This window comes from Streptomyces sp. YGL11-2, from assembly GCF_050054615.1.
GTDB lineage: Bacteria > Actinomycetota > Actinomycetes > Streptomycetales > Streptomycetaceae > Streptomyces.
On record NZ_JBNHIN010000016.1, the window covers coordinates 73,105 to 95,047 of the forward strand.

The 21,943-nt window shown below is 72.5% G+C and carries 17 protein-coding genes; 13 read left to right on the forward strand and 4 right to left on the reverse strand.

Annotated elements, in window-relative coordinates:
* Positions 1-135 precede the first annotated feature (135 nt).
* The 5 genes from ACO1BR_RS19790 (at position 136) to ACO1BR_RS19810 (ending at position 7,492) form a co-directional block, all read left to right on the forward strand.
* Complete coding sequence (locus ACO1BR_RS19790; protein ID WP_426796398.1) at positions 136-1,338, forward strand: argininosuccinate synthase; 1,203 nt, start codon at positions 136-138, stop codon at positions 1,336-1,338.
* A gap of 131 nt (positions 1,339-1,469) precedes the next feature.
* Positions 1,470-2,903 (forward strand): argininosuccinate lyase, encoded by a 1,434-nt coding sequence (argH, locus tag ACO1BR_RS19795; RefSeq protein ID WP_426796399.1) that lies wholly within the window; start codon positions 1,470-1,472, stop codon positions 2,901-2,903.
* A gap of 187 nt (positions 2,904-3,090) precedes the next feature.
* Positions 3,091-3,642, forward strand: a complete 552-nt coding sequence (locus ACO1BR_RS19800) for a TetR/AcrR family transcriptional regulator (protein WP_426796400.1) — start codon at positions 3,091-3,093, stop codon at positions 3,640-3,642.
* Positions 3,639-5,267, forward strand: a complete 1,629-nt coding sequence (locus tag ACO1BR_RS19805; RefSeq protein ID WP_426796401.1) for an MFS transporter — start codon at positions 3,639-3,641, stop codon at positions 5,265-5,267. The genes ACO1BR_RS19800 and ACO1BR_RS19805 overlap by 4 nt, the downstream gene beginning before the upstream one ends.
* A 254-nt stretch (positions 5,268-5,521) precedes the next feature.
* Positions 5,522-7,492 carry a bifunctional metallophosphatase/5'-nucleotidase gene (locus ACO1BR_RS19810; protein WP_426796402.1) on the forward strand — a complete coding sequence of 657 codons (1,971 nt, stop codon included), beginning with the start codon at positions 5,522-5,524 and terminating at the stop codon, positions 7,490-7,492.
* 89 nt (positions 7,493-7,581) lie between these two features.
* Here the strand turns inward: ACO1BR_RS19810 and ACO1BR_RS19815 are convergent, their stop codons facing one another.
* Positions 7,582-8,250 (reverse strand): lysophospholipid acyltransferase family protein, encoded by a 669-nt coding sequence (locus tag ACO1BR_RS19815; RefSeq protein WP_426796494.1) that lies wholly within the window; start codon positions 8,248-8,250, stop codon positions 7,582-7,584.
* Between the two features lie 301 nt (positions 8,251-8,551).
* Between ACO1BR_RS19815 and ACO1BR_RS19820 the strand changes: the two genes are divergently transcribed.
* Together ACO1BR_RS19820 and ACO1BR_RS19825 are read left to right on the forward strand one after the other, a co-directional pair.
* Positions 8,552-9,727, forward strand: a complete 1,176-nt coding sequence (locus ACO1BR_RS19820; protein ID WP_426796403.1) for a glycerophosphodiester phosphodiesterase — start codon at positions 8,552-8,554, stop codon at positions 9,725-9,727.
* Between the two features lie 204 nt (positions 9,728-9,931).
* Positions 9,932-10,417, forward strand: a complete 486-nt coding sequence (locus tag ACO1BR_RS19825; protein WP_426796404.1) for a GNAT family N-acetyltransferase — start codon at positions 9,932-9,934, stop codon at positions 10,415-10,417.
* 61 nt (positions 10,418-10,478) lie between these two features.
* Here the strand turns inward: ACO1BR_RS19825 and ACO1BR_RS19830 are convergent, their stop codons facing one another.
* Positions 10,479-10,937 (reverse strand): hypothetical protein, encoded by a 459-nt coding sequence (locus ACO1BR_RS19830; protein ID WP_426796495.1) that lies wholly within the window; start codon positions 10,935-10,937, stop codon positions 10,479-10,481.
* A 4-nt stretch (positions 10,938-10,941) separates the two neighbouring features.
* Entirely contained in the window at positions 10,942-11,310 is a 369-nt protein-coding gene (locus ACO1BR_RS19835) for a hypothetical protein (RefSeq protein WP_426796405.1), read from the reverse strand.
* A gap of 619 nt (positions 11,311-11,929) precedes the next feature.
* Between ACO1BR_RS19835 and ACO1BR_RS19840 the strand changes: the two genes are divergently transcribed.
* The 3 genes from ACO1BR_RS19840 to ACO1BR_RS19850 all read left to right on the forward strand — a co-directional run bounded on the left by ACO1BR_RS19840 (position 11,930) and on the right by ACO1BR_RS19850 (position 14,671).
* The gene (locus ACO1BR_RS19840; RefSeq protein ID WP_426796406.1) at positions 11,930-12,991 is read left to right on the forward strand and encodes a methionine ABC transporter ATP-binding protein; all 1,062 of its coding nucleotides are present in this window, start codon (positions 11,930-11,932) and stop codon (positions 12,989-12,991) included.
* Positions 12,988-13,722 carry a methionine ABC transporter permease gene (locus tag ACO1BR_RS19845; protein ID WP_426796407.1) on the forward strand — a complete coding sequence of 245 codons (735 nt, stop codon included), beginning with the start codon at positions 12,988-12,990 and terminating at the stop codon, positions 13,720-13,722. Before ACO1BR_RS19840 ends, ACO1BR_RS19845 begins: the two co-directional genes overlap by 4 nt.
* A gap of 91 nt (positions 13,723-13,813) precedes the next feature.
* A complete protein-coding gene (locus ACO1BR_RS19850; RefSeq protein WP_426796408.1) occupies positions 13,814-14,671 on the forward strand; it encodes a MetQ/NlpA family ABC transporter substrate-binding protein in 858 nt (285 codons plus the stop codon).
* Positions 14,672-14,751: 80 nt separating this feature from the next.
* Here ACO1BR_RS19850 and ACO1BR_RS19855 read toward each other — a convergent pair whose 3' ends face one another.
* The gene (locus tag ACO1BR_RS19855) at positions 14,752-14,886 is read right to left on the reverse strand and encodes a hypothetical protein (RefSeq protein ID WP_426796409.1); all 135 of its coding nucleotides are present in this window, start codon (positions 14,884-14,886) and stop codon (positions 14,752-14,754) included.
* A 514-nt stretch (positions 14,887-15,400) separates the two neighbouring features.
* Between ACO1BR_RS19855 and ACO1BR_RS19860 the strand changes: the two genes are divergently transcribed.
* From ACO1BR_RS19860 to cobT, 3 genes are all read left to right on the forward strand, one after another.
* A complete protein-coding gene (locus ACO1BR_RS19860) occupies positions 15,401-16,036 on the forward strand; it encodes a GNAT family N-acetyltransferase (RefSeq protein WP_426796410.1) in 636 nt (211 codons plus the stop codon).
* 180 nt (positions 16,037-16,216) lie between these two features.
* On the forward strand, positions 16,217-17,446 hold the full coding sequence (gene cbiE, locus ACO1BR_RS19865) for a precorrin-6y C5,15-methyltransferase (decarboxylating) subunit CbiE (protein ID WP_426796411.1): 1,230 nt from the start codon (positions 16,217-16,219) through the stop codon (positions 17,444-17,446).
* 236 nt (positions 17,447-17,682) lie between these two features.
* A complete protein-coding gene (cobT, locus tag ACO1BR_RS19870; protein WP_426796412.1) occupies positions 17,683-21,831 on the forward strand; it encodes a nicotinate-nucleotide--dimethylbenzimidazole phosphoribosyltransferase in 4,149 nt (1,382 codons plus the stop codon).
* Positions 21,832-21,943: the final 112 nt, after the last annotated feature.

The following is a 21,943-nucleotide window of genomic DNA, read 5'->3' on the forward strand; positions in this document are numbered from 1 at the left end:
GCCGGACAGGGGGTCGGGCCGCCCGCGCCGGGCCGGTGGTGTGCCGCCGGCCCGCACGTTTCCCGCGCCATTGACGAAACATACGGTCGAGTGCATACTTATGCCTACCAGCGCATGCACCGTAAGGAGAAGCCCGTGACCGAGCGCGTCGTACTCGCCTACTCAGGCGGCTTGGACACCTCCGTCTGCATCGGCTGGATCGCCGAGGAGACGGGCGCCGAGGTCATCGCCGTCGCCGTGGACGTCGGCCAGGGCGGCGAGGACCTGGACGTCATCCGCAAGCGCGCGCTCGCCTGCGGTGCCGTGGAGGCCGAGGTCGCGGACGCCAGGGACGAGTTCGCCGACGAGTACTGCCTCCCGGCGATCAAGGCCAACGCCCTCTACATGGACCGCTATCCGCTGGTCTCCGCGCTGTCGCGGCCGGCCATCGTCAAGCACCTGGTCGCCGCCGCGCGGAAGCACGGCGCGACGACCGTCGCCCACGGCTGCACCGGTAAGGGGAACGACCAGGTGCGCTTCGAGGCGGGGATCTCCTCCCTCGCCCCGGACCTGAAGTGCATCGCACCGGTCCGTGACTACGCGATGACCCGGGACCGGGCGATCGCGTTCTGCGAGGAGAAGAACCTACCGATCGCGACCACCAGGAAGTCGCCGTACTCGATCGACCAGAACGTCTTCGGGCGGGCCGTGGAGACCGGCTTCCTGGAGGACATCTGGAACGCGCCGATCGAGGACGTCTACGAGTACACGCGGAGTCCGGCCACCCCGCGCGAGGCCGACGAGGTCGTCATCACCTTCGCGTCCGGTGTCCCGGTCGCCGTCGACGGCAGGGCGGTCACCGTCCTCCAGGCGATCCAGGAGCTGAACGAGCGCGCCGGCGTCCAGGGCATCGGCCGGATCGACCTGGTAGAGGACCGGCTGGTCGGCATCAAGTCCCGCGAGGTGTACGAGGCGCCGGGCGCGATCGCCCTGATCACCGCGCACCAGGAGCTGGAGAACGTCACCGTCGAGCGCGAACTGGCCCGCTACAAGCGGCAGGTCGAGCAGCGCTGGGGCGAGCTGGTCTACGACGGCCTGTGGTTCTCGCCGCTCAAGCGGGCCCTGGACGGCTTCATCGACGAGGCCAACGAGGCCGTGTCCGGCGACATCCGGATGACCCTGCACGGCGGCCGCGCGGTCGTCACGGGCCGGAGGTCCGACCGGTCGCTGTACGACTTCAACCTGGCGACCTACGACACCGGCGACACCTTCGACCAGTCGCTCTCCAAGGGCTTCATCGAGCTCTTCGGCATGTCGAGCAAGATCGCCGCACGACGTGATCTGTCGGGCGGGGCCTGACGGACCCGGCGGGCGGACCCCGACGGGCCCGGCGTGGCCGAGTCCGGGCCCGGCTCGTTACTTTCGTACGACGGCCGCCTCCCCGCCCTCGCAGGGAGGCGGCGGCACATCCACAGCCTTGAGGAGCAGCAGTGAGCAGCAACAGCGGTGAGGTACGGCTCTGGGGCGGCCGGTTCGCCGACGGTCCCGCCGAGGCCCTGGCCCAGCTGTCCGCGTCCGTCCACTTCGACTGGCGGCTCGCGCCGTACGACATCGCCGGCTCGCGTGCGCACGCCCGCGTCCTCCACGCGGCGGGCCTGCTCACCGAGGACGAGCTGACGCGGATGCTCGCCGGCCTCGACCAGCTCGAACGCGACGTCGCCGACGGCTCGTTCACCGGCGCCGTCGCCGACGAGGACGTGCACACCGCCCTGGAGCGCGGGCTGCTGGAACGGCTCGGTCCGGACCTCGGCGGCAAGCTGCGGGCCGGCCGGTCCCGCAACGACCAGGTCGCCACGCTCTTCCGGATGTACCTGCGCGACCACGCCCGGATCATCGGCGGGCTGATCGCCGACCTCCAGGAAGCGCTGGTCGGCCTCGCCGAGGCGCACCCGGACGTGGCGATGCCGGGCCGTACGCATCTCCAGCACGCCCAGCCGGTGCTCTTCGCCCACCATGTGCTGGCGCATGTGCAGTCGCTGTCGCGGGACGCCGAGCGGCTGCGGCAGTGGGACGAGCGCACCGCCGTCTCGCCGTACGGATCGGGCGCGCTGGCCGGTTCCTCGCTCGGCCTGGACCCGGAGGCGGTCGCCGCGGACCTCGGCTTCGAGCACGGCTCGGTCGGCAACTCCATCGACGGCACCGCCTCGCGGGACTTCGTCGCCGAGTTCGCCTTCATCACGGCGATGATCGGGGTCAACCTGTCGCGGATCGCCGAGGAGGTCATCATCTGGAACACGAAGGAGTTCTCCTTCGTGACCCTGCACGACGCCTTCTCCACCGGCTCGTCGATCATGCCGCAGAAGAAGAACCCGGACATCGCCGAGCTGGCGCGCGGCAAGTCCGGCCGGCTGATCGGCAACCTGACCGGGCTGCTGGCGACCCTCAAGGCGCTGCCGCTCGCGTACAACCGGGACCTCCAGGAGGACAAGGAGCCGGTCTTCGACTCCTGTGACCAACTGGAGGTGCTGCTCCCGGCGTTCACCGGGATGATGGCCACCCTCACCGTCAACCGCGAGCGGATGGCGGAGCTGGCGCCGGCCGGTTTCTCGCTCGCGACCGACATCGCGGAGTGGCTGGTCAAGCAGGGCGTGCCGTTCCGGGTGGCACACGAGGTCGCCGGTGAGTGCGTCAAGGAGTGCGAGGCGCACGGCATCGAGCTGGACCAGCTCACCGACGAGCAGTTCGCCAAGATCTCGCCGCATCTGACGCCCGAGGTCCGCGGTGTGCTGAACGTCCCCGGTGCGCTCGCCTCGCGCAGCGGCCGGGGCGGCACGGCACCGTCCGCTGTGGCGGTGCAGCTCGCCGAGGTACGCGCCGACCTGGTGCGGCAGCAGGAGTGGGCGGCGGCCAAGAAGCGGCCCTGACCGGCACCCGACGACGGAGTACGGCGAAGGCCCCCACCCGACCGGGTGGGGGCCTTCGCCGTATCCGCGTGCCGGTGCTTTCGCGAGACGGGCGGCGGCGATCCCGGACGCGCCGCGCACGCCGGCGCCACGTCGGCACCTCTCCCTCTGTGAGACATCTGTGTCTCATTCGGTTAGGCTGTGTCTCATGGCCGTCGATCGTGAACAGGTACTGAAGGAAGCCGCCGCGCTGCTCACCCGCCGGGCGACGACCTCGATGGACGAGATCGCCCGCGCCGCGGGCATCAGCCGGGCGACCCTGCACCGGCACTTCGCGGGCCGGGACGCGCTGATCCGGGCCCTGGAGGAGCACGGGATCGAGCAGCTGGCGCAGGCGATGGACGCCGCCCGGCTCACCGAGGGGGACGCCGCCGACGCGTTGCGCCGGCTGATCCGCGCGAGCGAACCGGTCGCCGGCGTTCTCGCCTTCCTCTTCACCGAGAACCAGCTCTTCGAGGGCGGCGAGATCAACGCCGGCTGGGCCCGGCTCGACGCGCGGATCACCGAGCTGTTCCGCCGCGGCCAGGAAGAGGGCGACTTCCGCGTCGACCTCAGCTCGGCCTGGCTCACCGAGGCGTTCTACGGACTCATCGGCGCGGGCGCCTGGGCGGTGCACGAAGGGCGGGTCGCCCGCAACGACCTCAACCACTCGATCGCCGAGCTGCTGCTCGGTGGCATCCGACGGAGCATGGAGAAATGAGCGAGACCATAGCGTCAGGACGGGCCGGTTCGGCTCATGTGGACGACCAGCCCCGGCCGGGCCGCTGGCTCGCGCTCTCGGTCCTCGTCCTCGCGGTGCTGCTGGTCGGCGTCGACGTCACCGTCCTCGGCCTCGCCACCCCGTTCCTGAGCGAGGATCTGCGGCCGTCCGGGACCCAGTTGCTGTGGATCGGCGACATCTACTCGTTCGTCATCGCCGGTCTGCTGGTGTCCATGGGCAGCCTCGGCGACCGGATCGGCCGGAAGAAGCTGCTGCTGGTCGGCTCGGTCGCGTTCGGCGCGCTGTCGGTGGTCGCCGCGTACGCCACCACCCCGGAGATGATGATCGCCGCCCGGGCACTCCAGGGCGTGGCCGGCGCGACGCTGATGCCGTCCACCCTCGCGCTGATCCGCAACCTCTTCCACGACCCCAAGGAACGCAGCCTGGCGATCGGCATCTGGGGCGCCATGGCCTCGGCCGGTACCGCCGTCGGGCCGGTCCTCGGCGGCTTTCTGCTGGGCCACTTCTGGTGGGGTTCGGTCTTCCTGATCAACCTTCCGGTGATGGCGCTGCTGGTGGTCGTCGGGGCGAAGGTGATCCCGGAGTCGCGCAATCCGGATCCCGGGCCGTGGGACGTTCCCAGCGTCCTGCTGTCGCTGGTGGGCATCGTCGCCGTCGTCTACGCCATCAAGGAGGCCGCGGTCCACGGCTTCCGCTGGGACATCGGGCTGGCGGCCGTCATCGGCGTCCTCGCGCTGATCGTGTTCGTCCGGCGCCAGCACACCCTCGCCTCACCACTGCTGAACATGAAGCTCTTTCAGCACCGCGGGTTCTCCGGCGCGGTGCTGGCGGACCTGCTGACCATCCTGGGGCTGTCCGGGCTGGTCTTCTTCCTCTCCCAGTTCCTCCAGATGGTGCAGTCGCGCACGCCGCTGAACGCCGGGCTCACCGAACTCCCGGCCGCGGTGGGCGCGGTGGGCGCCGGCCTGGCCGCGGGCTGGGTCGCCCGCCGGCTGACGGTACGCGTCGTGGTGGCCGGCGGCCTCGCGGTGGTCGGGCTCTCGCTCGCCGGGTGCATGACCCTGCACGGCGACACCGGCACCCTCGCGTTGTCCGTCATCCTCTTCGTGGTGGGCGTCGGCGCGGGCTTCGCGTTCACCGTCACCGCCGACGTGATCCTCTCCAGTGTCCCGAAGGAGGAGGCGGGCGCCGCCTCCGCGGTCTCCGAGACGGCGTACGAACTCGGTGCCGCGCTCGGCATCGCCCTGCTCGGCTCCATCGTCACCAGCATCTACCGCGGCTTCGGCACCCCGGCCGGGGTGCCCGAGCACGCCGTCGACGCCGCCCGCGAGTCGCTGGGCGGCGCCGTCGAGGCGGCCGGCCAACTCCCCGCCGATCAGGGCGCCGCGCTGCTGAAGGCCGCTCAGGACTCCTTCGTCAACGGCGTGGACACCGCCGCGGGGGTGGGCGCGGTGGTGCTGCTGGGCGCCGCGGTGGCCGCGTGGTTCCTGCTCCGCGGCCAGGAGCTGGCGAACAGCCCGGCCCAGGCGCAGCCCGCGCCGGACGCCGCCGCGCCGGTGACCGGATCCGGCTCCGCGGCCGGCGGCCCGGCCGAACTCCCGTAGCGTCCCGGACACCCGTAAGGGCGGACCCGGCAGGCGAACGAGGGACAGCGCCGGGCCCCCTGGCCCCGTGCAGGCGTGTCCCGTGGATCGCGGCGGTGGACACCCGCCATGATCCACGGGACACGCCCCCGGGGGCGACTGTCCCTCGCCGTTCATGCCCGGTATGCGTCCTCGTGGCCGGATGTCCCGTGCGGCTCGTTTGACTCTCCCGTCGTCCCCCCAACGGTCGGCCCCGCCCAGGAGAGTGACGCAGAGTGCGCGACATCGGACGACGGTCCTTCTTCACCGCTGCGGGGGCGATGGCCACCGCCAGCGCCATCGGCAGCAACGCCTACGCCACCGGCCACGCCCGTGACGCGGCCACCGCCGACGAGTACGTCGACGTCCAGCTCCTCAACATCACCGATCTGCACGGCTACCTGCAGGGCGCGCCGGGTGCCAACTCCGTCATCACCGGCGCCGGCGGCAAGCGCTACACCGTGGGCGGCGTCGCCTACATGGCCGCCCACCTGGAGCGGCTGCGCGCCGGGCGGCACAACTCGATCTTCTTCGCCCCCGGAGACCTCTTCTCCGGCTGGGAGTTCGACGCCTCCTCCTTCGCCGACGAGCCCACCATCGAGGCCCTCAACGCCATGGGCCTGGACTTCGCCTCGGCCGGCAACCACGAATTCGACAAGTCCGCGACGTTTCTGACGTCGCATATGGAACGCGGCAGGTCCTTCCGGGTCGTCGGCCGGGACGACTCCTTCACCGACTCCACCGGCCACCGCTTCCGCGGGGCGAACTTCCCGTACTACAGCGCCAACATGGTGTGGCACGAGACCGGCAAGCGGGTGCTGCCGCCGTACAACATCGTGCACGTGGACGCCGGCCACGGCCGCAAACTGCCGATCGGCTTCATCCACCTGACGGCCATCGGCACCGAGTCCTTCCCCGGCTCCTACCAGCCGGGCCTGCGCACGCTGGACGAGCTGGAGACCGCCAACCGCTGCGCCACGGAACTGAAGTCACGCGGCGTCAACGCGATCGTGCTCAGCATGCACGACGGCGCGGTGGCCGGCAGCGACTTCTCCAGCGGCAGCAACCCGTCCGGCCCGGCCTACGAGCTGGCGCTGCGCGCCTCCGCCGACATCGACGCCATCGTCACCGGCCACTGGCACTGCGCCTTCACGATGATGCTGCCCGACCCCAAGGGCGCCCCCCGCCCGTTCGTCGAGGCCGGCTGCTACGGCCAGATCATCAACGAGATCAATCTGCGACTGGACCGCCGCACCGGCAAGGTCATCCGCTCGCTGACCACCGCGGTCAACCACCCCAACACCCGCGATGTGGCCCCGGACAAGGAGCTGCAGTCGATCGCCGACTACTGGGCGGGCTACGGCGCCCGGCGCGCCCGCACCCGGATCGGCACTCAGTCCGCCTCCTTCACCCGGCAGCGCAACGCCGCGGGGGAGTCCACGATGGGCGACCTCGTCGCCGACTGGGCGCTGTGGGCCGGCGCGCAGCCGCACGGCCCGATGGACGACCCCGCGGCCCACCGCAACGTCCCCGCCGAACTCGCCGTCATCGCGGTGGCACCGCGCGTCGGCTCCGCGATCATCTCCGCCGACCTGGAACGTGACGAGGAGGCAGATGGCGTCATCACCTTCGGGCAGGCGTGGAACGCGGTCGGCTTCGGCGACCCGATCATGACCGTCACCGTCACCGGACAGCAGATCCACGACGCCCTGGAGGAGCAGTGGGCGCCGGCCCACAGCGGCGGCCTGGCCTTCGCCCCGCTGGCCGTCTCCGGCAACGTCCGCTACACCTTCGACGCCACGGGCAAGGTCGGCCGCCGGATCGACCCCGCCGAGGTCTTCATCGACGGCAAGGCCCTCGACCGCGCGCGCACCTACCGCCTGGCCGCCCCCTCCTACACCCTCATCAACCAGGACGGCTTCAGCGCCTTCACCGGATTCACCGAACCCGTCCGGCACAGCCGCGACTTCGAGAGCTTCGTCGCCTTCGTCCGCACCAGGAAGCACCTGGCGCCGGCCCCGCTGAACCGCGTCGCGGTCAAGAACGCGCACGTCCCCGGCGCCCGCACCGGCATCGTCGCCGTGGAGCAGCAGCTCCTCCACGTGGTCGGCGGAAACATCCCGCGGCCCGAGGCGGCCCTCCGGGCGGCGCTGACCGGCGGCGCCGAGGGCCAGCGCGCCCCCGGTGGCTTCCGGGTGCCCTGCTGACCGGAGCGCCCGCCGACGGTCCGGACACGCACCGGGCCCCGTCCCGCGGTATACGGAAGGGGGCCCGGCGTCGTGGTCAGGGGCAGGGGTCAGGCGACCCTGGCCTTGGTGGCGTAGATGTCGACGTACTCCTGGCCGGACAGCTCCATGACGTCGCTCATCACCTCGTCGGTGACCGCCCGCAGCACATAGCGGTCGCGGTCCATGCCGTCGTACCGCGAGAAGTCCAGCGCCTCACCGAAGCGCACCGTCACCGGGGCGATGTGCGGACGGCCCTTGCCGCCGGGCTGCACCTTGTCCGTACCGATCATGGCGAACGGGACGACCGGGGCGCCGGTCATCAGGGCGAGCCGGGCGATGCCGGTACGGCCGCGGTACAGCCGGCCGTCGGGGGAGCGGGTGCCCTCCGGGTAGATGCCGAAGGCGTGGCCCTCCTCCAGGATCCGGCGGCCGGTCATCAGCGCCGCGACCCCGCCGTGCCCGCCGTCGCGGTCCACCGGGATCATGCCGGCGGTGGTGAAGAACCAGGCCATCAGGCGGCCCTTGACGCCCTTGCCGGTGACGTACTCGTCCTTGCCGATGAAGAACACCGGGCGCTTGACCACCAGGCTCAGGAACAGCGAGTCGATGAAGGTGACGTGGTTGCCGGCCAGGATCACTGGGCCGGTCTCCGGGATGCGCTCGATGCCCTCGACCTTCGGGCGGAACAGGACACGCATCACCAGTCCGAGAATCGCCTTCAGCACAATGCGGGACAACGGGTCCTCCGGGTCGTGGCTGGACAGGTCAAGGGAGCGCAGTTCTCTGCCGCCCAGGACCATACTCGCGGGTTACCCCTGCTCGCACATCGGGTTCACCAGGCCGATACGCAGAGTTGACGTGCGTTACTTCCATGTTCCCTCCGGTATCTCCGGACGTCTCCCCGGCATCACCCGTCCGTGCCTACGATCGGGGCGGTCCCGGACGGTGTACGAGACGCCGTGCGGGACGCCTTTATAGGGCTGACCACCCCGAAATGTCCGGTACGGCACCGGACATCGCAGAGCGAGGAGCGCAGGAATGCAGATGCGGCAGCAGCCGGGACGACGGACGGTGCTGGGGGCAGCGGCCCTGGGGGCGGGCGCGGCGGTGTTCGCCACCGCCGGGCAGGCCGACGCGGCAGGCCGGACGAACCCGGCGGGCCCGACCCCTGCGGGTACCGCCGGCCGGCCGCGGCAGCTGCCCGTCCCGTTCGTCATCGGCCACCGCGGCGCCAGCGGCTACCGCCCGGAGCACACCTTCGGCTCCTACCAACTCGCCCTCGACATGGGCGCGGACGTCATCGAGGCCGGTGACCTCGTCCCCACCAAGGACGGTCACCTGGTCTGCCGGCACGAGCCGGACATCTCCGCCACCACCGATGTCGCCGACCACCGAGAGTTCGCCGGCCGCAAGGCCACCAAGACCGTGGACGGCAAGAAGATCACCGGCTGGTTCACCGAGGACTTCACGCTCGCCGAGCTGAAGACCCTGCGCGCCAAGGAGCGCATCCCCGACGTCCGCCAGCACAACACGCTCTACGACGGGCACTGGGAGATAGCCACCTTCGAAGAGGTCCTCCAGTGGGCCGAGCGCGAGGGGCGCCGCCGCGGCCGACCCGTGTGGATCTACCCCGAGACCAAGCACCCCACCTACTTCCGCAAGCTGGGCCTGGGCATCGAGGAGCCGCTCGCCAAGCTGCTGCGCCGGTACGGCCGGCACACCGCGCACGCCCCCAACCTGTTGCAGTCCTTCGAGCCCAGCAGTCTCCGCCGGCTCAGCGAACTGGGCGTGAAGTGCCCGAAGGTCGTCCTGCTCGACGAGCCGTCCGTCAGGCCCTGGGACTTCGTCGAGTCCGGCGACCCGCGCACCACCGCCGACCTCCTCAAGCCCGAGGGGCTCAAGTGGATCGCCGGCTTCGCCCAGGGCATCGGCCCCTGGCTGCCGCAGATCATCGCGCAGGACGACAAGGGCAGGCTCGGCAAGCCCACGACCCTCGTCCGCGACGCGCACGCCGCGGGGCTGTTCCTCACCCCGTACACCGTGCGGAACGAGAACAACTTCCTGCCGCTGGACTTCCGGGTCGGTAAGAACCCGGGCGACTACGGCAACTCGCTCGCGTACTTCAAGGCGCTCTACGCGACCGGTATCGACGGCCTGTTCTCCGACAACCCGGACACCGCGGTGCTGGCCGCCGAGGAGTTCCGCCGGCACTGAGCGCCCGCGCGTCCCGGACCGGCGCCATGCCGCCCCATCGGCCCCCGTACTCATCTGAGTTGGGAATGTCACAGGGGAGCTTGGCGCCGGTCCGTTCCGCTTGTCCCAAATGCCTGCGCAGAATGCTCGCGCCGGAGATTGCCGCGCCTGATTTGCGGGGACTCCGGAAGCGAGCAGCGAACCGAAAAGGGGAGGCAAACGCGCATGGGCACGAGCGTGACCATCTCTGCGGCGACCGACGACGACGCCGAACAGATCCTCAAACTCCAGTACCTCTGCTACCAGACGGAGGCCGCGCTCTACGACGACTACGCCATCGAGCCGCTGAGCCAGACGCTGCACGCCCTGCGCGCCGAACTCGGCGAGGGCTGCGTGATGGTGGCCAGACTCGGGCAGGAGGTGGTCGGATCGGTCCGCGGCACGGTCGACGCCGACGGCACCGCGAAGATCGCCAAACTGATCGTGCATCCGCGCCTCCAGCGGCACGGCCTCGGCGGGCGGCTGCTCGCCGCCGTCGAGGAACGGCTCGCCGCCGAGTGCTCCGCCAAGCGCTACCGCCTGCGCGCCGGCCACCGCAGCGAGGGCAACCTCCGGCTCTACCGCAGCCACGGCTACGCGCCGGTGGGCACCGAGCGGCGCACCGGCCGGCTGAGCGTGGTCACGCTGGAGAAGCAGCTCACCGGAGCGTAGGACGCCGGGACGGGCCCGCGCCGGTGGCGGGCCCGTACCTCCGACGCAGCCGTCGCGCCGCTCAGGCCGCCGCTTTCGCGCGGGCCCGGCGCAGCCAGATCAGACCGGTGACCGGCAGGATGACCGGGATGAAGAGGTAGCCCATCCCGTAGTCCGACCAGACCGTGGCGTCCGGGAACGCGGCCGAGTCGACCAGCGTCCAGGTGCCGATGCCGAACACCCCCAGCAGCTCCAGCCGGCAGCAGGCGATCGCCGCCCTGCGGGCGCCCTCACCGCCCCGCACCAGCGAGAACGTGATGAATCCGTACACGACCGCGGAGACCGCCGAGAGGCTGTACGCCAGCGGGGCCCGGTCGAACTGGGCGATCAGCTGGTAGAGCGAGCGGGACGCGGCGGCCACCGTGAAGATCCCGTAGAGCGTGACCAGCAGCCGCCCCGGGCCGGTGCCCAGCGACAGCCTCCCGGCCGGGGCCGCGCCCTGGGCGTCCTGCGCCGCGGCGCTCGTCGTGGTCTCGGGCACTGCCTCAGGCACTGCCGCCTCCCCAGATGTCGAAGAGTCTCACTTCCAGTACGGCCAGCACCACGGCGCCCGCCGCGACGGTGGCCGAACCCCACCGGGTGCGCTCCGAGAGCGACATGAACCCGGTCGCCGGTACGCAGGCGGCGGCCCCGAGCAGATACGACACGAACAGCGCGGTGCCCTTGTCCGGCGACTGGCCGCGCGCCAACTGCACGAAGGCGATGACCAGTTGGACGATGCAGAGCAGCGACACGACGGCCATGCCGATGAAGTGCCAGTCCTTGGTGGGCTGGTCGCGGTAGGCCGCGAAGCCGCACCAGACGGCCAGGGCGAGAGCGGCCACGCCGACCGCGATCGTCAGCGCGTCGATCACCGGGGCCTCCGGGCGACGCGCTCGCGCGCCATGGGGTTGTGGGGCATGGGCCGATGCTAATCCGCGGCGCGTGGCGGGCCGCGCCCGGCCCCGCCGCGGCATCCGGCGGCGCGCCGGCCGTGGCGTTGGCCACAGCGCGCCCTGTGGCAGGGCGGGAGTCGGCTTACGTCGTCCCGGGCCGCCGGAGGCGTCCGCGCAGGCCACGGGCGCCCGGCCGGGGGCGGCGGCGCGGAGCGCTGCGCCGTCCACCCTGCGATCAGCGATGTCCGATATGCGGACAGGCTTGAAGGGGTCGCACCGCTGTCTGGTTTACTGGCCGACATGACCACGACGAGCTACCGCACCCCTGCGACCGAGGCGTCCAACGCGCCCGGTGCTCGTTGCATGTGTCGAATGTGTGACCGCTGAGGGCCCCCGCCTGAGCCTCGCGCCCCGAAGCGAGACCCGCTGCCATGCGCCGTACGTCACCCCACAGACGCCACCGGCCGCCCCGCGTCACCGGAACCCGGAGCCGGGCCCCGCGCCCGCCGCCGCTCCGCGTTCCCCTCTGCCGCACTCGCAAGAATGCCCCGTGCCCGGCGGGCGAGCCGCCGAGCACTCGACAGTGACGGAATTCCCTGTGATCACCACAACGGGCCTGACCAAGGTCTACCGTTCAGGAGACCGCGAGGTCACCGCCCTGGACGGCGTCGATCTGCACGTCCGCGAAGGCGAGGTGTACGGCGTCATCGGCCAGAGCGGCGCCGGTAAATCCACCCTCATCCGCTGCCTCAACCTCCTGGAACGCCCCACCTCCGGCACGGTCACCGTGGCCGGCCAGGACCTCACGGCGCTGGCCGGCAACCAGAAGCGCGCCAACGCCGCCCTGCGCGCCGCGCGCAGCCACATCGGCATGGTCTTCCAGCACTTCAACCTGCTGTCCTCGCGCACCGTCCAGGACAACGTCGAACTGCCGCTGGAAATCCTCAAGGTCGACCGCCGCGAGCGCTCCCGCAAGGCCCTGGAACTGCTGGACCTGGTCGGCCTCGCCGACAAGGCCCAGGCGTACCCGGCCCAGCTCTCCGGCGGCCAGAAGCAGCGCGTCGGCATCGCCCGGGCACTGGCCGGCGACCCCAAGGTGCTGCTCTCCGACGAGGCCACCAGCGCCCTGGACCCGGAGACCACCCGCTCCATCCTCCAACTGCTGCGCGACCTCAACCGCCAGCTCGGCCTGACCATCGTGCTCATCACGCACGAGATGGACGTCGTCAAGACCATCTGCGACTCCGCCGCGCTGATGAAGAACGGCCGCGTCGTCGAACAGGGCACCGTCGCCGAACTCCTCGCCACCCCCGGCTCCGAACTCGCCCGGGAACTCTTCCCGGTCGGCGGTGAGCCCTCGGCCGAGGACCGTACGGTCGTCGACATCACCTTCCACGGCGAGGCCGCCACCCGCCCCGTGGTGTCCGAACTCGCGCGCACCTACAACGTCGACATCTCGATCCTCGGCGCCGCCATGGACACCGTCGGCGGCAAGCAGATCGGCCGGATGCGGATCGAACTCCCCGGCCGCTTCGAGGACAACGTCGTCCCCATCGGCTTCCTGCGCGAGCAGGGTCTCCAGGTGGACGTCGTCGGCGACGCCGAGACCGGCGCCGCCGGCACCGCCACCGCCCCGCTCCAGAAGGAAGGCGCCAAGTGAGCTGGAACGACATGCAGCCGCTGCTGTACGACAACGCGCTCGACACCCTCTTCATGGTGTGGTGGTCGACGTTCTACGCGGTGCTCGTCGGCATACCCGTAGGTGTACTGCTGCATCTGACCGACCGCGGCGCCATGCTCCAGAACGTCGTCGTGAACAAGGTCCTCGGCGCGATCGTGAACATCGGGCGGTCCTTCCCGTTCCTGATCCTGATCGTGGTGCTGATCCCCTTCACCCGGCTCGTCGTCGGCGTCTCCATCGGCCCGACCGGCGCGGTCGTCCCGCTGGCCATCGCCGCCATCCCGTTCTTCGCCCGCCTCGTCGAGGCCGCCCTGCGCGAGGTCGACCACGGCCTGGTCGAGGCGGCCCAGGCGATGGGCGGCGGCACCTGGACCATCGTCTTCAAGGTGCTGCTCCCGCAGGCGCTGCCCGCGCTGGTCGCGGCCGTCACCACCACCGTCATCACGCTGATCGGCTACTCCGCGATCGCCGGCGCGGTCGGCGGCGGCGGCCTGGGCAACCTCGCCTACACCTACGGCTACCAGCAGTACGAGACCTCGCTGATGATCACCACCGTCGTGGAGCTGATCGTCCTGGTCACCCTCGTCCAGGTGCTCGGCGACCTGATCGTGCGCCGGCTCGCCCGCCGCGGCGGCCGCGCCGCGACCGTACGCGTCGGACTGCGCCGCGTCCGGGCCGAGGAGCCGGCGGCCGTCACCGAGGCCGCCTGACCCCCGCACCACCCGCACCCCGAAGCCCGGACCCTTTGCCGGGCGTACCCCACACGGGAACCCCCGTGTGCACAAGAAAGAGGCACTCTTCGTGCGTAACACCATCAAGATCACCGCGGCCATAGCCGCCGCCTCCGCGGTCGCCCTCGGCGCGAGCGCCTGCAGCGCCCCGTCCGACACCACCGCGAGCAGCGACAAGGGCGACAAGAACGCCCCCTTGGTCGTCGCGGCCAGCCCCACTCCGCACGCCACGATCCTCGACTACGTCAAGGACAAGCTGGCGCCGCAGGTGGGCCTCAAGCTCGTCGTCAAGCCGTTCAACGACTACAAGATCCCCAACAAGGTCACCGACGACGGCCAGGTCGACGCCAACTTCTTCCAGCACAAGCCGTTCCTGGACACCTTCAACAAGGAGAACGGCACCCACATCGTCCCGGTCGTGAACGTCGAGATCGAGCCGCTCGGCATCTACTCCAAGAAGATCCACAAGCTCTCCGACCTCAAGGCCGGCTCCACCGTCTCGGTCCCCAACGACCCTTCCAACGAGGGCCGTGCGCTCAAGCTGCTCGCCGACAACGGTGTGATCACCCTCAAGCCCGGTGTCGGCTCCGACGCCAAGCTGACCGACGTCAAGGACAACAAGGGCGTCAAGATCACCGAGCTGGAGGCCGCGCAGACCGCGCCGCGCATCGACGACGTCGACGCCGCCGTCATCAACGGCAACTTCGCCGTCGGCGCGCACCTCAAGCCGTCCACCGACGCCCTGGCCCTGGAGAAGGCGAAGGGCAACCCCTATGCCAACTTCCTGGCCGTCAAGAAGGGCAACGAGAACGACCCGCGGATCAAGAAGCTCGCCCAGCTCCTGAACTCCGACGAGGTCAAGAAGTTCATCGAGGACAAGTACAAGGACGGCTCGGTCATCCCGGCCTTCGGCCCTGTCAAGAGCTGAGGCCGGCCCCGTCGGGAGCTGAGGCACCGACGGGGTGGGGCGGGGGGTGCTGTTCACGGAGGCGGGGCGGGGTGCGGAGGCTACTTCCATCTATGTCCACGTATGTCTGCGTAGTTGGGGGCGCTGTCCACGTGGACGAGGAAGCTCTCCATGCGGATGAGGGAGTTCTCCGTGTGGATGAGGAAGTTCTCCATGCGGATGAGGGGGCCCTCCACGTAGATGAGGGCGCGCTCCTCTTTTCCCCGCCGCCCACCCGTACCTCTTGCTTTTTTCCCCGCCGCCCACCCCCCTTCGGGGGGTGGGCGGGTGTGGTGGGGAGGTTGGGGGCGGGGGGCGGGGCGAGCCGATTAACGGGGCGAGCAGGGCGCCGGGGCGACCGGGGCGCCGGGGCGAACGGGGCGACCGGAGCGCCCAGGGCAAGCAGGCCACCCAGGCCACCCAGGGCAAGCAACCGCAGCCGCCCGCGCGGCCCGAGGGCGGTCGCGGCAGCGGTCACAGCAACTGTCAGGGGCAGCCACGGCGCCGGAGCAAGCGGGGAGCCCCGGCAGTGACCAGGTGCGGCGAACGGTGGCAGCCGCGGCTGCGCCCGCGGGCCCGGGCGCGTGGCACGTCCGTGGGCGGATGCTGCATGCTGGTGCATTCAAGACGGTCAGGACGGCCCGCGACCTCACGGAGAAAACGGCCCGTGACGTCCCGGAACACCCCAGTCAACGGCGTTGGAGCATCGGCATGACATCCACCTTTCCGGACATCTCGCTCAGCACGGAGCGGTTGGTGCTGCGCCCCTTCGAAGAGGCCGACGTACCCGCCCTCGCCGAGATGATGTCCGACGAGCTGGTCGCCGCCTGGACCGCGCTGCCGCACCCGTACACCCTCGCCGACGCCCGCGCCTGGGCCACCGGCGGGGCCGCCGCCGTCCGCACCCGGGGCCGCGGCATCGCCCTGGCCGTCACCGAGTTCCTCACCCAGCGGCTGGTCGGCTCCATCGTCCTCGACCACACCGACTGGCGGCTCCGCAGCGCCGAGATCCGCTACGTCACCGCGCCGTGGGCCCGCGGCGAGGGCTACGCGTCGGAATCCGTGCTCGCCGTCGCGCAGTGGCTCTTCCGGAACGCGGGATTCGAGCGCATCGAACTGCGCACCGCCGCCGACAACACCGCCGCCCAGCAGGTGGCCCAGAAGATCGGCTGCATCAGCGAGGGCGTGCTGCGCAACGCGTGGATAGCCCGCAGCCGGACGGAGGACGGCGGTTGGACGGACATCCGCACGGACCTGATCGTATGGAGCCTGCTGCCCGAGGACCTCGACGGCCTCCCCGGCAGGATGGCCGACGCGAACGGCTTCGCCCACCCCGAGTGGAACTGACCACCCCGCAGCCCCTCCGGACCCTGTGCATCGGGGTACCCTCGGCCTGCTGAAACAACCGCGCGCACTGCGCCGACCAGCACCGAACCGCACCGACCAGCACCCCCAGCGCCCGTCGCACCACCACCGGCAGGCGGCCCCCCGCCCGCGCCCCCCACCAGCCCCAGGAGACTGACGAGCATGGCCGACCGGGTCACGGTGATCGGATGGGACGGCTCCCCGCTGACCGCCGCCGCCCGCTCCGCCCTCGGCGCCGCGACGCTGGTGGCCGGAGCCGCGCACCATCTCGCGCTCCCCGAAGTCCCGCCCGCCGCCGAGCGGATCCGCCTCGGCAGCGTCACCCTGGCCGCCCGCCGCATCGCCCAGCACCGCGGCACCGCCGTCGTACTCGCCGACGGCGACCCCGGCTTCTTCGGCGTGGTACGCACCCTGCGCGCCCCCGAATACGGCCTGGAGGTCGAGGTGGTACCGGCCGTCTCCTCCGTCGCCGCCGCCTTCGCCCGGGCCGGCATGCCCTGGGACGACGCCCAGATCGTCGTCGCCCACAGCCGCGATCTGCGCCGTGCGGTCAACGTCTGCCGCGCCCACCCCAAGGTCGCCGTGCTCACCTCGCCCGGCGCCGGCCCCGCCGAACTCGCCCTGCTGCTGGGCGACGTCCACCGCACCTTCGTCATCTGCGAGGACCTGGGCACCGAACGAGAACGGGTGACGGTCCTCACATCCGACAAGGCCGCCGACCACGTATGGCGCGACCCCAATGTCGTCATCGTCGTCGGCGGATCGCCCGCCGGCGCCGCCGCCCAGGGCACCGGCTGGATCGCCGGCACCCCCGGCGGCGAAGCGGGCCATCCGACCGGGCCGCGCGGCTGGGGACTTCCGGACCGCGCGTACGGCGGGGCGCTCGGCGAGGGCGAGTCCGTCCAGCTGCGCACCGCACAACTCGCCCGACTCGGGCCGCGGGTGGGCGACCTGGTCTGGGACATCGGCTCCGGAAGCGGCGCCGCCGCCGCGGAGGCCGCGCGCTTCGGCGCCGCCGTCATCGCGGTCGACGCCGACCCGGACGCCTGCGGGCGCACCGTCGCCATCGCCCGCCGGCTCGGCGTCCAACTCCAGGTCGTCCACGGCCGCGCGCCGAAGATCCTGGAGGACCTGCCGGAGCCCGACGTGGTGCGCATCGGCGCCGGGGGAGTGGACGTGGTCACCGCCTGCGCGGCCCGCCGTCCCGAACGGATCGTCACCCACGCCGCGACCCGCGACGAGGCCGAGGCGCTGGGCCGGGCGCTCGCCGACGGCGGGTACGAAGTCGAGTGCGCCCTCCTTCAGTCGGTAGAACTGGACACCTCCGTTTGGGTCGAACGTGAACGCTCTGTGGTGTTTTTGCTGAGCGGCTATCGCGTTCCTCACCCGTGACCTGGGAGCCCACCCGCGCGAGGTAGGCTGGCGGATCGTTGCGCCGCCGTTCCGCGTTCGGCTTCGTACGCCAATATCCGGAAATTGCCGTGGTTTTGGACGAAAATGAAGCACTTGAGGGCGGACGTGCCGGGAGGCGCGCTCGCTCGTTCTAGCTATCGGGGCGTCGGTGCGCACCGGTCGAGCGGGTCGCACGAGCGGTTGGAAGGAGCACTACCAATGGGCGAGGGGTACGCATGACCGACACCGGCCAGGTCCCGGGCGAGGGACAGCCGGAGAACGCAGGCGGACATCGCGGGCAGCCGCAGCCGGCCGTTCCTTCCCCTGCCGACGCCGGCCCGACGCAGCAGCCGGGCGACTACCCCTACCACGACGCGGCCGGGACCGTCCCCGAGGACGACGACCTGCTGCTGATGCCGGGTGCCCAGGGCGCCTGGAGCGAGCAGCCGGCCCAGCAGATGCCGCAGCCCGCCCAGCCGCACGCCGTACCGCAGCAGGGCGGGCCGTTCGACGCGGCTGCCGCCCCCCAGCAGGCCGCCGGTTACGAGCCGGTCCCCGCACCGGCCGCCGAGCACGCGGCCGTCGGCGACCACGAGAGCGGCGGTCGCGACTCCGGTTCCGTCGACCTCGGCGCCGTCCGCATCCCGCAGCCCGCGGCCCCCCAGCCGCAGGCGCGCGCACGGGCCGCCGCCCAGCCCGCCGCCGCACCGCGCCGTCCGCTCCACATGGGCCCGCCCGTCCCGGACGCGACCGGCGGTGTGGTCCGTTCGCTGGCCGACCGCGGCCCGGCCGAGACGACCCAGGCCACGCCCCGGCAGCCCGCCCAGGTGTCCGGCGGCCCCGAGTACCTCGACGTACCGGCCGAGGCCCCCCAGGCACCGGGGGCCGTGACGGTGGGCGACCAGCCCGCAGAGGCACAGCCCGCTGACGCCCGGTCGGCTCAGCCCTATCCGGAGCAGGGCGCCCACGGGGACGCCGGGTACGCGACGCCGCCCGCGGGTGCCCCCGCCTACGTCCAGCAGCCCTACGACGGCCAGTTGTACGCCGAGCAGTCCTACGGGGCCGCCGGGCAGGGCCCGTTGCCCGGGCCGCAGCTGGGCGAGATTCCGTCCCAGGTCCCGGCGCAGGTGCAGCCGTGGGGAGAGGCGTCCGCGCAGGCGGTGTCGGTCCCCGTGCCGGAGGCCGCGCAGACCCCGGGCGACGCGGACGCGGTCGCCGCCGCGGCTCCGGTGCCCACCGAGGCCGCCGCGGCCGCCGAACAGGGCGCGGTACCGGCCGTCGAGCCGGCCCCGCAGCCCCAGCAGACCCAGCCGGACGGCGCGTTGCCCGCGGCGCAGCCGCAGGCCCAGGCCCAGCCGCAGACTCCGGTGCAGCCGGTGCCCGCCGAGGGCGCCGCGGCGGCGGTCGCGGCCGTGGTGGTGGATGCCTCGGGTTCCGCGGTCGTCGTGGAAGCCGCGGAGCCGGCTGACGCCGCAAGTGCCCCTCTGGGCACGCCGGCGCAGGCTCCGGCCGAGGCGGTGGAGCAGCCGCCGCACCCGGCGGTGGAGGCCGCAGCTCCGGAAGCCCCCGTCCAGGAGGCTCCGGTCCAGGCCGCCCCCGCGCCGGTCCAGGAACTCCCCGCTCAGGACGTCCCCGTAGCGGCCGCGCAGCCGCAGCAGGAAGCAACGGTGGAGGCGGTGGCAGAAGCAGTGGCGGAAACAACAGCGGCAGCGGCGGAGACCGTGGTGCAGCCCGCGAACCATGCCGATCCGGCGGCCTCGCCCGGCCATGCGGAGCAGGTTCCGCAGGACGCCGCCGCCCCGCAGGACGTCGCGCAGCCGGCCGCCGCCGAGGCGGCCCCGGCCGCGTCCCAGCCCGTGGCCGAACCCCAGCCCGCCCAGGCCGAGTCCGGCGCACCGGCCGAGGCCCGGCAGCCCACGGACACCCAACCGGTCGCCGCGGCCCAGCCGGTCGCCCCCGAAGGCGAGCCGGACGCCGCGGCGGCGCCGCAGGGCCCCATCGCCCTGCCCGCAGCCGAGAGCGCCGCGCCCCAGCACCAGGCCGTCATAGAGGAGCCCGGGGCACAGGCGGCGGAGTCCGCGCCGGCCCCCGTAACCGCCGAGGCTGGACAGACCGCCGCGCCCGCCCCGGCGGCGCCGGCCGCCCCCGAGGGCGCACAGCCCCCGGCCGAGCCGCAGCCCGACACGGCCGCCGCCGAGGCCCCGGCAGTGGCCGACGCCCCGGCGGAGGTCCCGACGGACGGCGCCGCACAGCCCGCCGCGGCGCAGGCCGCCGAGCCCGCCCCGGATGCCGCCCCCGCCGCTGCCGACCAGCCCACCGCGGACGTCCTCGCCGCGCCCGCCGCAGCGGCGGAGAACGTGGTCCTGCACATCCCGGCCCAGGCGAGCGCGGAGCCCGTCCCGGCGGCCGGGGCCGCACCCGACGCCGCGCAGCCGGCCGCCGCCGAGCCGGCACCGGCGGCCGCCGCGGCCGACGCCGCCCCCGCCGCCGATGCCGCGCACGACGGCACCCCCCGCCCGCACCAGCAGGACAACGCCCAACTCGTCGAACTCGGCGAGGGCGAGGACCACTCCCCGGCGGTCTCCGGGGACGAGGCCCCCGTCGCACCCGCCGACGAGGCCACCGACGGCGACACCACCCGCGTCGCCACCCCGGCCGCCCCCGCCTACGACGACTCCGAGCGCGCCGCCGTACACCGCGTCATCCGCGAACGCCGCGACATCCGCAACGGCTTCCGCGGCGACCCGATCCCCAACGAAGTGCTGCTGCGCGTCCTGGAAGCGGCCCACACCGCCCCCAGCGTCGGCCACTCCCAGCCCTGGGACTTCGTCGTCATCAGGTCCGACGACACCCGCGAGAAGATGCACCAGCTCGCCATGCGGCAGCGCGACGCCTACGCCAAGTCGCTGCCCAAGGCGCGCGCCAAGCAGTTCCGCGAGCTGAAGATCGAGGCGATCCTCGAAACGCCGGTGAACATCGTCGTCACCGCCGACCCCACCCGCGGCGGTCGGCACACCCTCGGCCGGCACACCCAGCCGCAGATGGCTCCGTACTCCTCGGCGCTCGCCGTCGAGAACCTCTGGCTCGCCGCCCGCGCCGAGGGCCTCGGCGTCGGCTGGGTCAGCTTCTTCGACGAGCGCGAGATGGTCCGCGAACTGGGCCTGCCCGAACACCTCGAAGTCGTCGCCTACCTCTGCGTCGGCTACGTCGACGAGTTCCCGGACGAGCCCGAACTGCTCCAGGCGGGCTGGTCCAAGCGCCGCCCGCTGTCCTGGGTTGTCCACGAGGAGACCTACGGCCGGCGCGCGCTGCCGGGCGAGGACCCGCACGACCTCCTCCAGGAGACCCTCCAGGGCATCCGCCCGCTGGACGCCAAGGCGCTCGGCGAAGCCTGGGAGCGGCAGAAGCGGATGACCAAGCCGGCCGGGGCACTGGGCATGCTGGAGATCATCTCCGCGCAGCTCAGCGGCCTGTCCCGCAAGTGCCCGCCGCCCATCCCGGAGCCGGCCGCGGTCGCGATCTTCGCCGGCGACCACGGCGTCCACGCCCAGGGCGTGACCCCCTGGCCCCAGGAGGTCACCGGCCAGATGGTCGCCAACTTCCTGGGCGGCGGCGCGGTCTGCAACGCCTTCGCCAACCAGGTCGGCGCCGAGGTGTGCGTGGTCGACGTCGGCGTGGCCGGCGAACTCCCCGCCACGCCCGGCCTGCTGCCCCGCAAGGTCCGGCCCGGCACCGCCGACTTCACCCAGGGCCCCGCGATGACCCAGGAAGAGGTCCTCAAGGCCATCGAGGTCGGCATCGAGACCGCCCGGGACCTGGTGGCCGCCGGCAACAAGGCGCTGCTGACCGGTGAGATGGGCATCGCCAACACCACCGCCTCGGCCGCCCTGATCGCCGTCTACACAGGCGTCGACCCGGCCGAGGTCACCGGCCGCGGCACCGGCATCAACGACGAGACGCACGCCCGCAAGGTCGAGGTCGTCCGCCGCGCCCTGGAACTCCACCAGCCCGACCCGGCCGACCCGGTCGGCGTCCTCGCCGCGCTCGGCGGCCTGGAGCACGCGGCCATGGTCGGCCTGATCCTCGGCGGCGCCTCGCTGCGTACGCCGGTGATCCTGGACGGCGTCAGCGCCGGCGCCGCCGCCCTGGTGGCCCGGGCCATCGCCCCGGAGGCGCTGGCCGCCTGCATCGCCGGCCACCGCAGCGCCGAGCCGGGCCATGTCGCGGCGCTGAACAAGCTGGGCCTGCGCCCGATCGTCGACCTCGACCTGCGGCTGGGCGAGGGCACCGGCGCGCTGCTCGCGCTGCCCGTCGTGCAGAGCGCCGCCCGCGCCATGCACGAGGTCGCCACCTTCGACTCCGCCGGAGTCACCGAGAAGAGCTGACCGGGACCGGCCGTCACCAGGCCGCCCCCGCACGACCTCCGGCCCGCAGCCCCCGGGCCTGTCGTCAACCTCCCGCCGCCCGTGCCCCGGGCGGACGACGGTGGTTGGCCGA

Excerpts from the sequence above, each read along its gene's own strand:
- ACO1BR_RS19800 (WP_426796400.1), top strand. The coding sequence starts at position 3,091 with ATGGCCGTCGATCGTGAACAGGTACTGAAGGAAGCCGCCGCGCTGCTC.
- ACO1BR_RS19805 (WP_426796401.1), top strand. The coding sequence starts at position 3,639 with ATGAGCGAGACCATAGCGTCAGGACGGGCCGGTTCGGCTCATGTGGAC.
- ACO1BR_RS19820 (WP_426796403.1), top strand. The coding sequence starts at position 8,552 with ATGCAGATGCGGCAGCAGCCGGGACGACGGACGGTGCTGGGGGCAGCG.
- ACO1BR_RS19825 (WP_426796404.1), top strand. The coding sequence starts at position 9,932 with ATGGGCACGAGCGTGACCATCTCTGCGGCGACCGACGACGACGCCGAA.
- ACO1BR_RS19860 (WP_426796410.1), top strand. The coding sequence starts at position 15,401 with ATGACATCCACCTTTCCGGACATCTCGCTCAGCACGGAGCGGTTGGTG.
- cbiE (WP_426796411.1), top strand. The coding sequence starts at position 16,217 with ATGGCCGACCGGGTCACGGTGATCGGATGGGACGGCTCCCCGCTGACC.
- cobT (WP_426796412.1), top strand. The coding sequence starts at position 17,683 with ATGACCGACACCGGCCAGGTCCCGGGCGAGGGACAGCCGGAGAACGCA.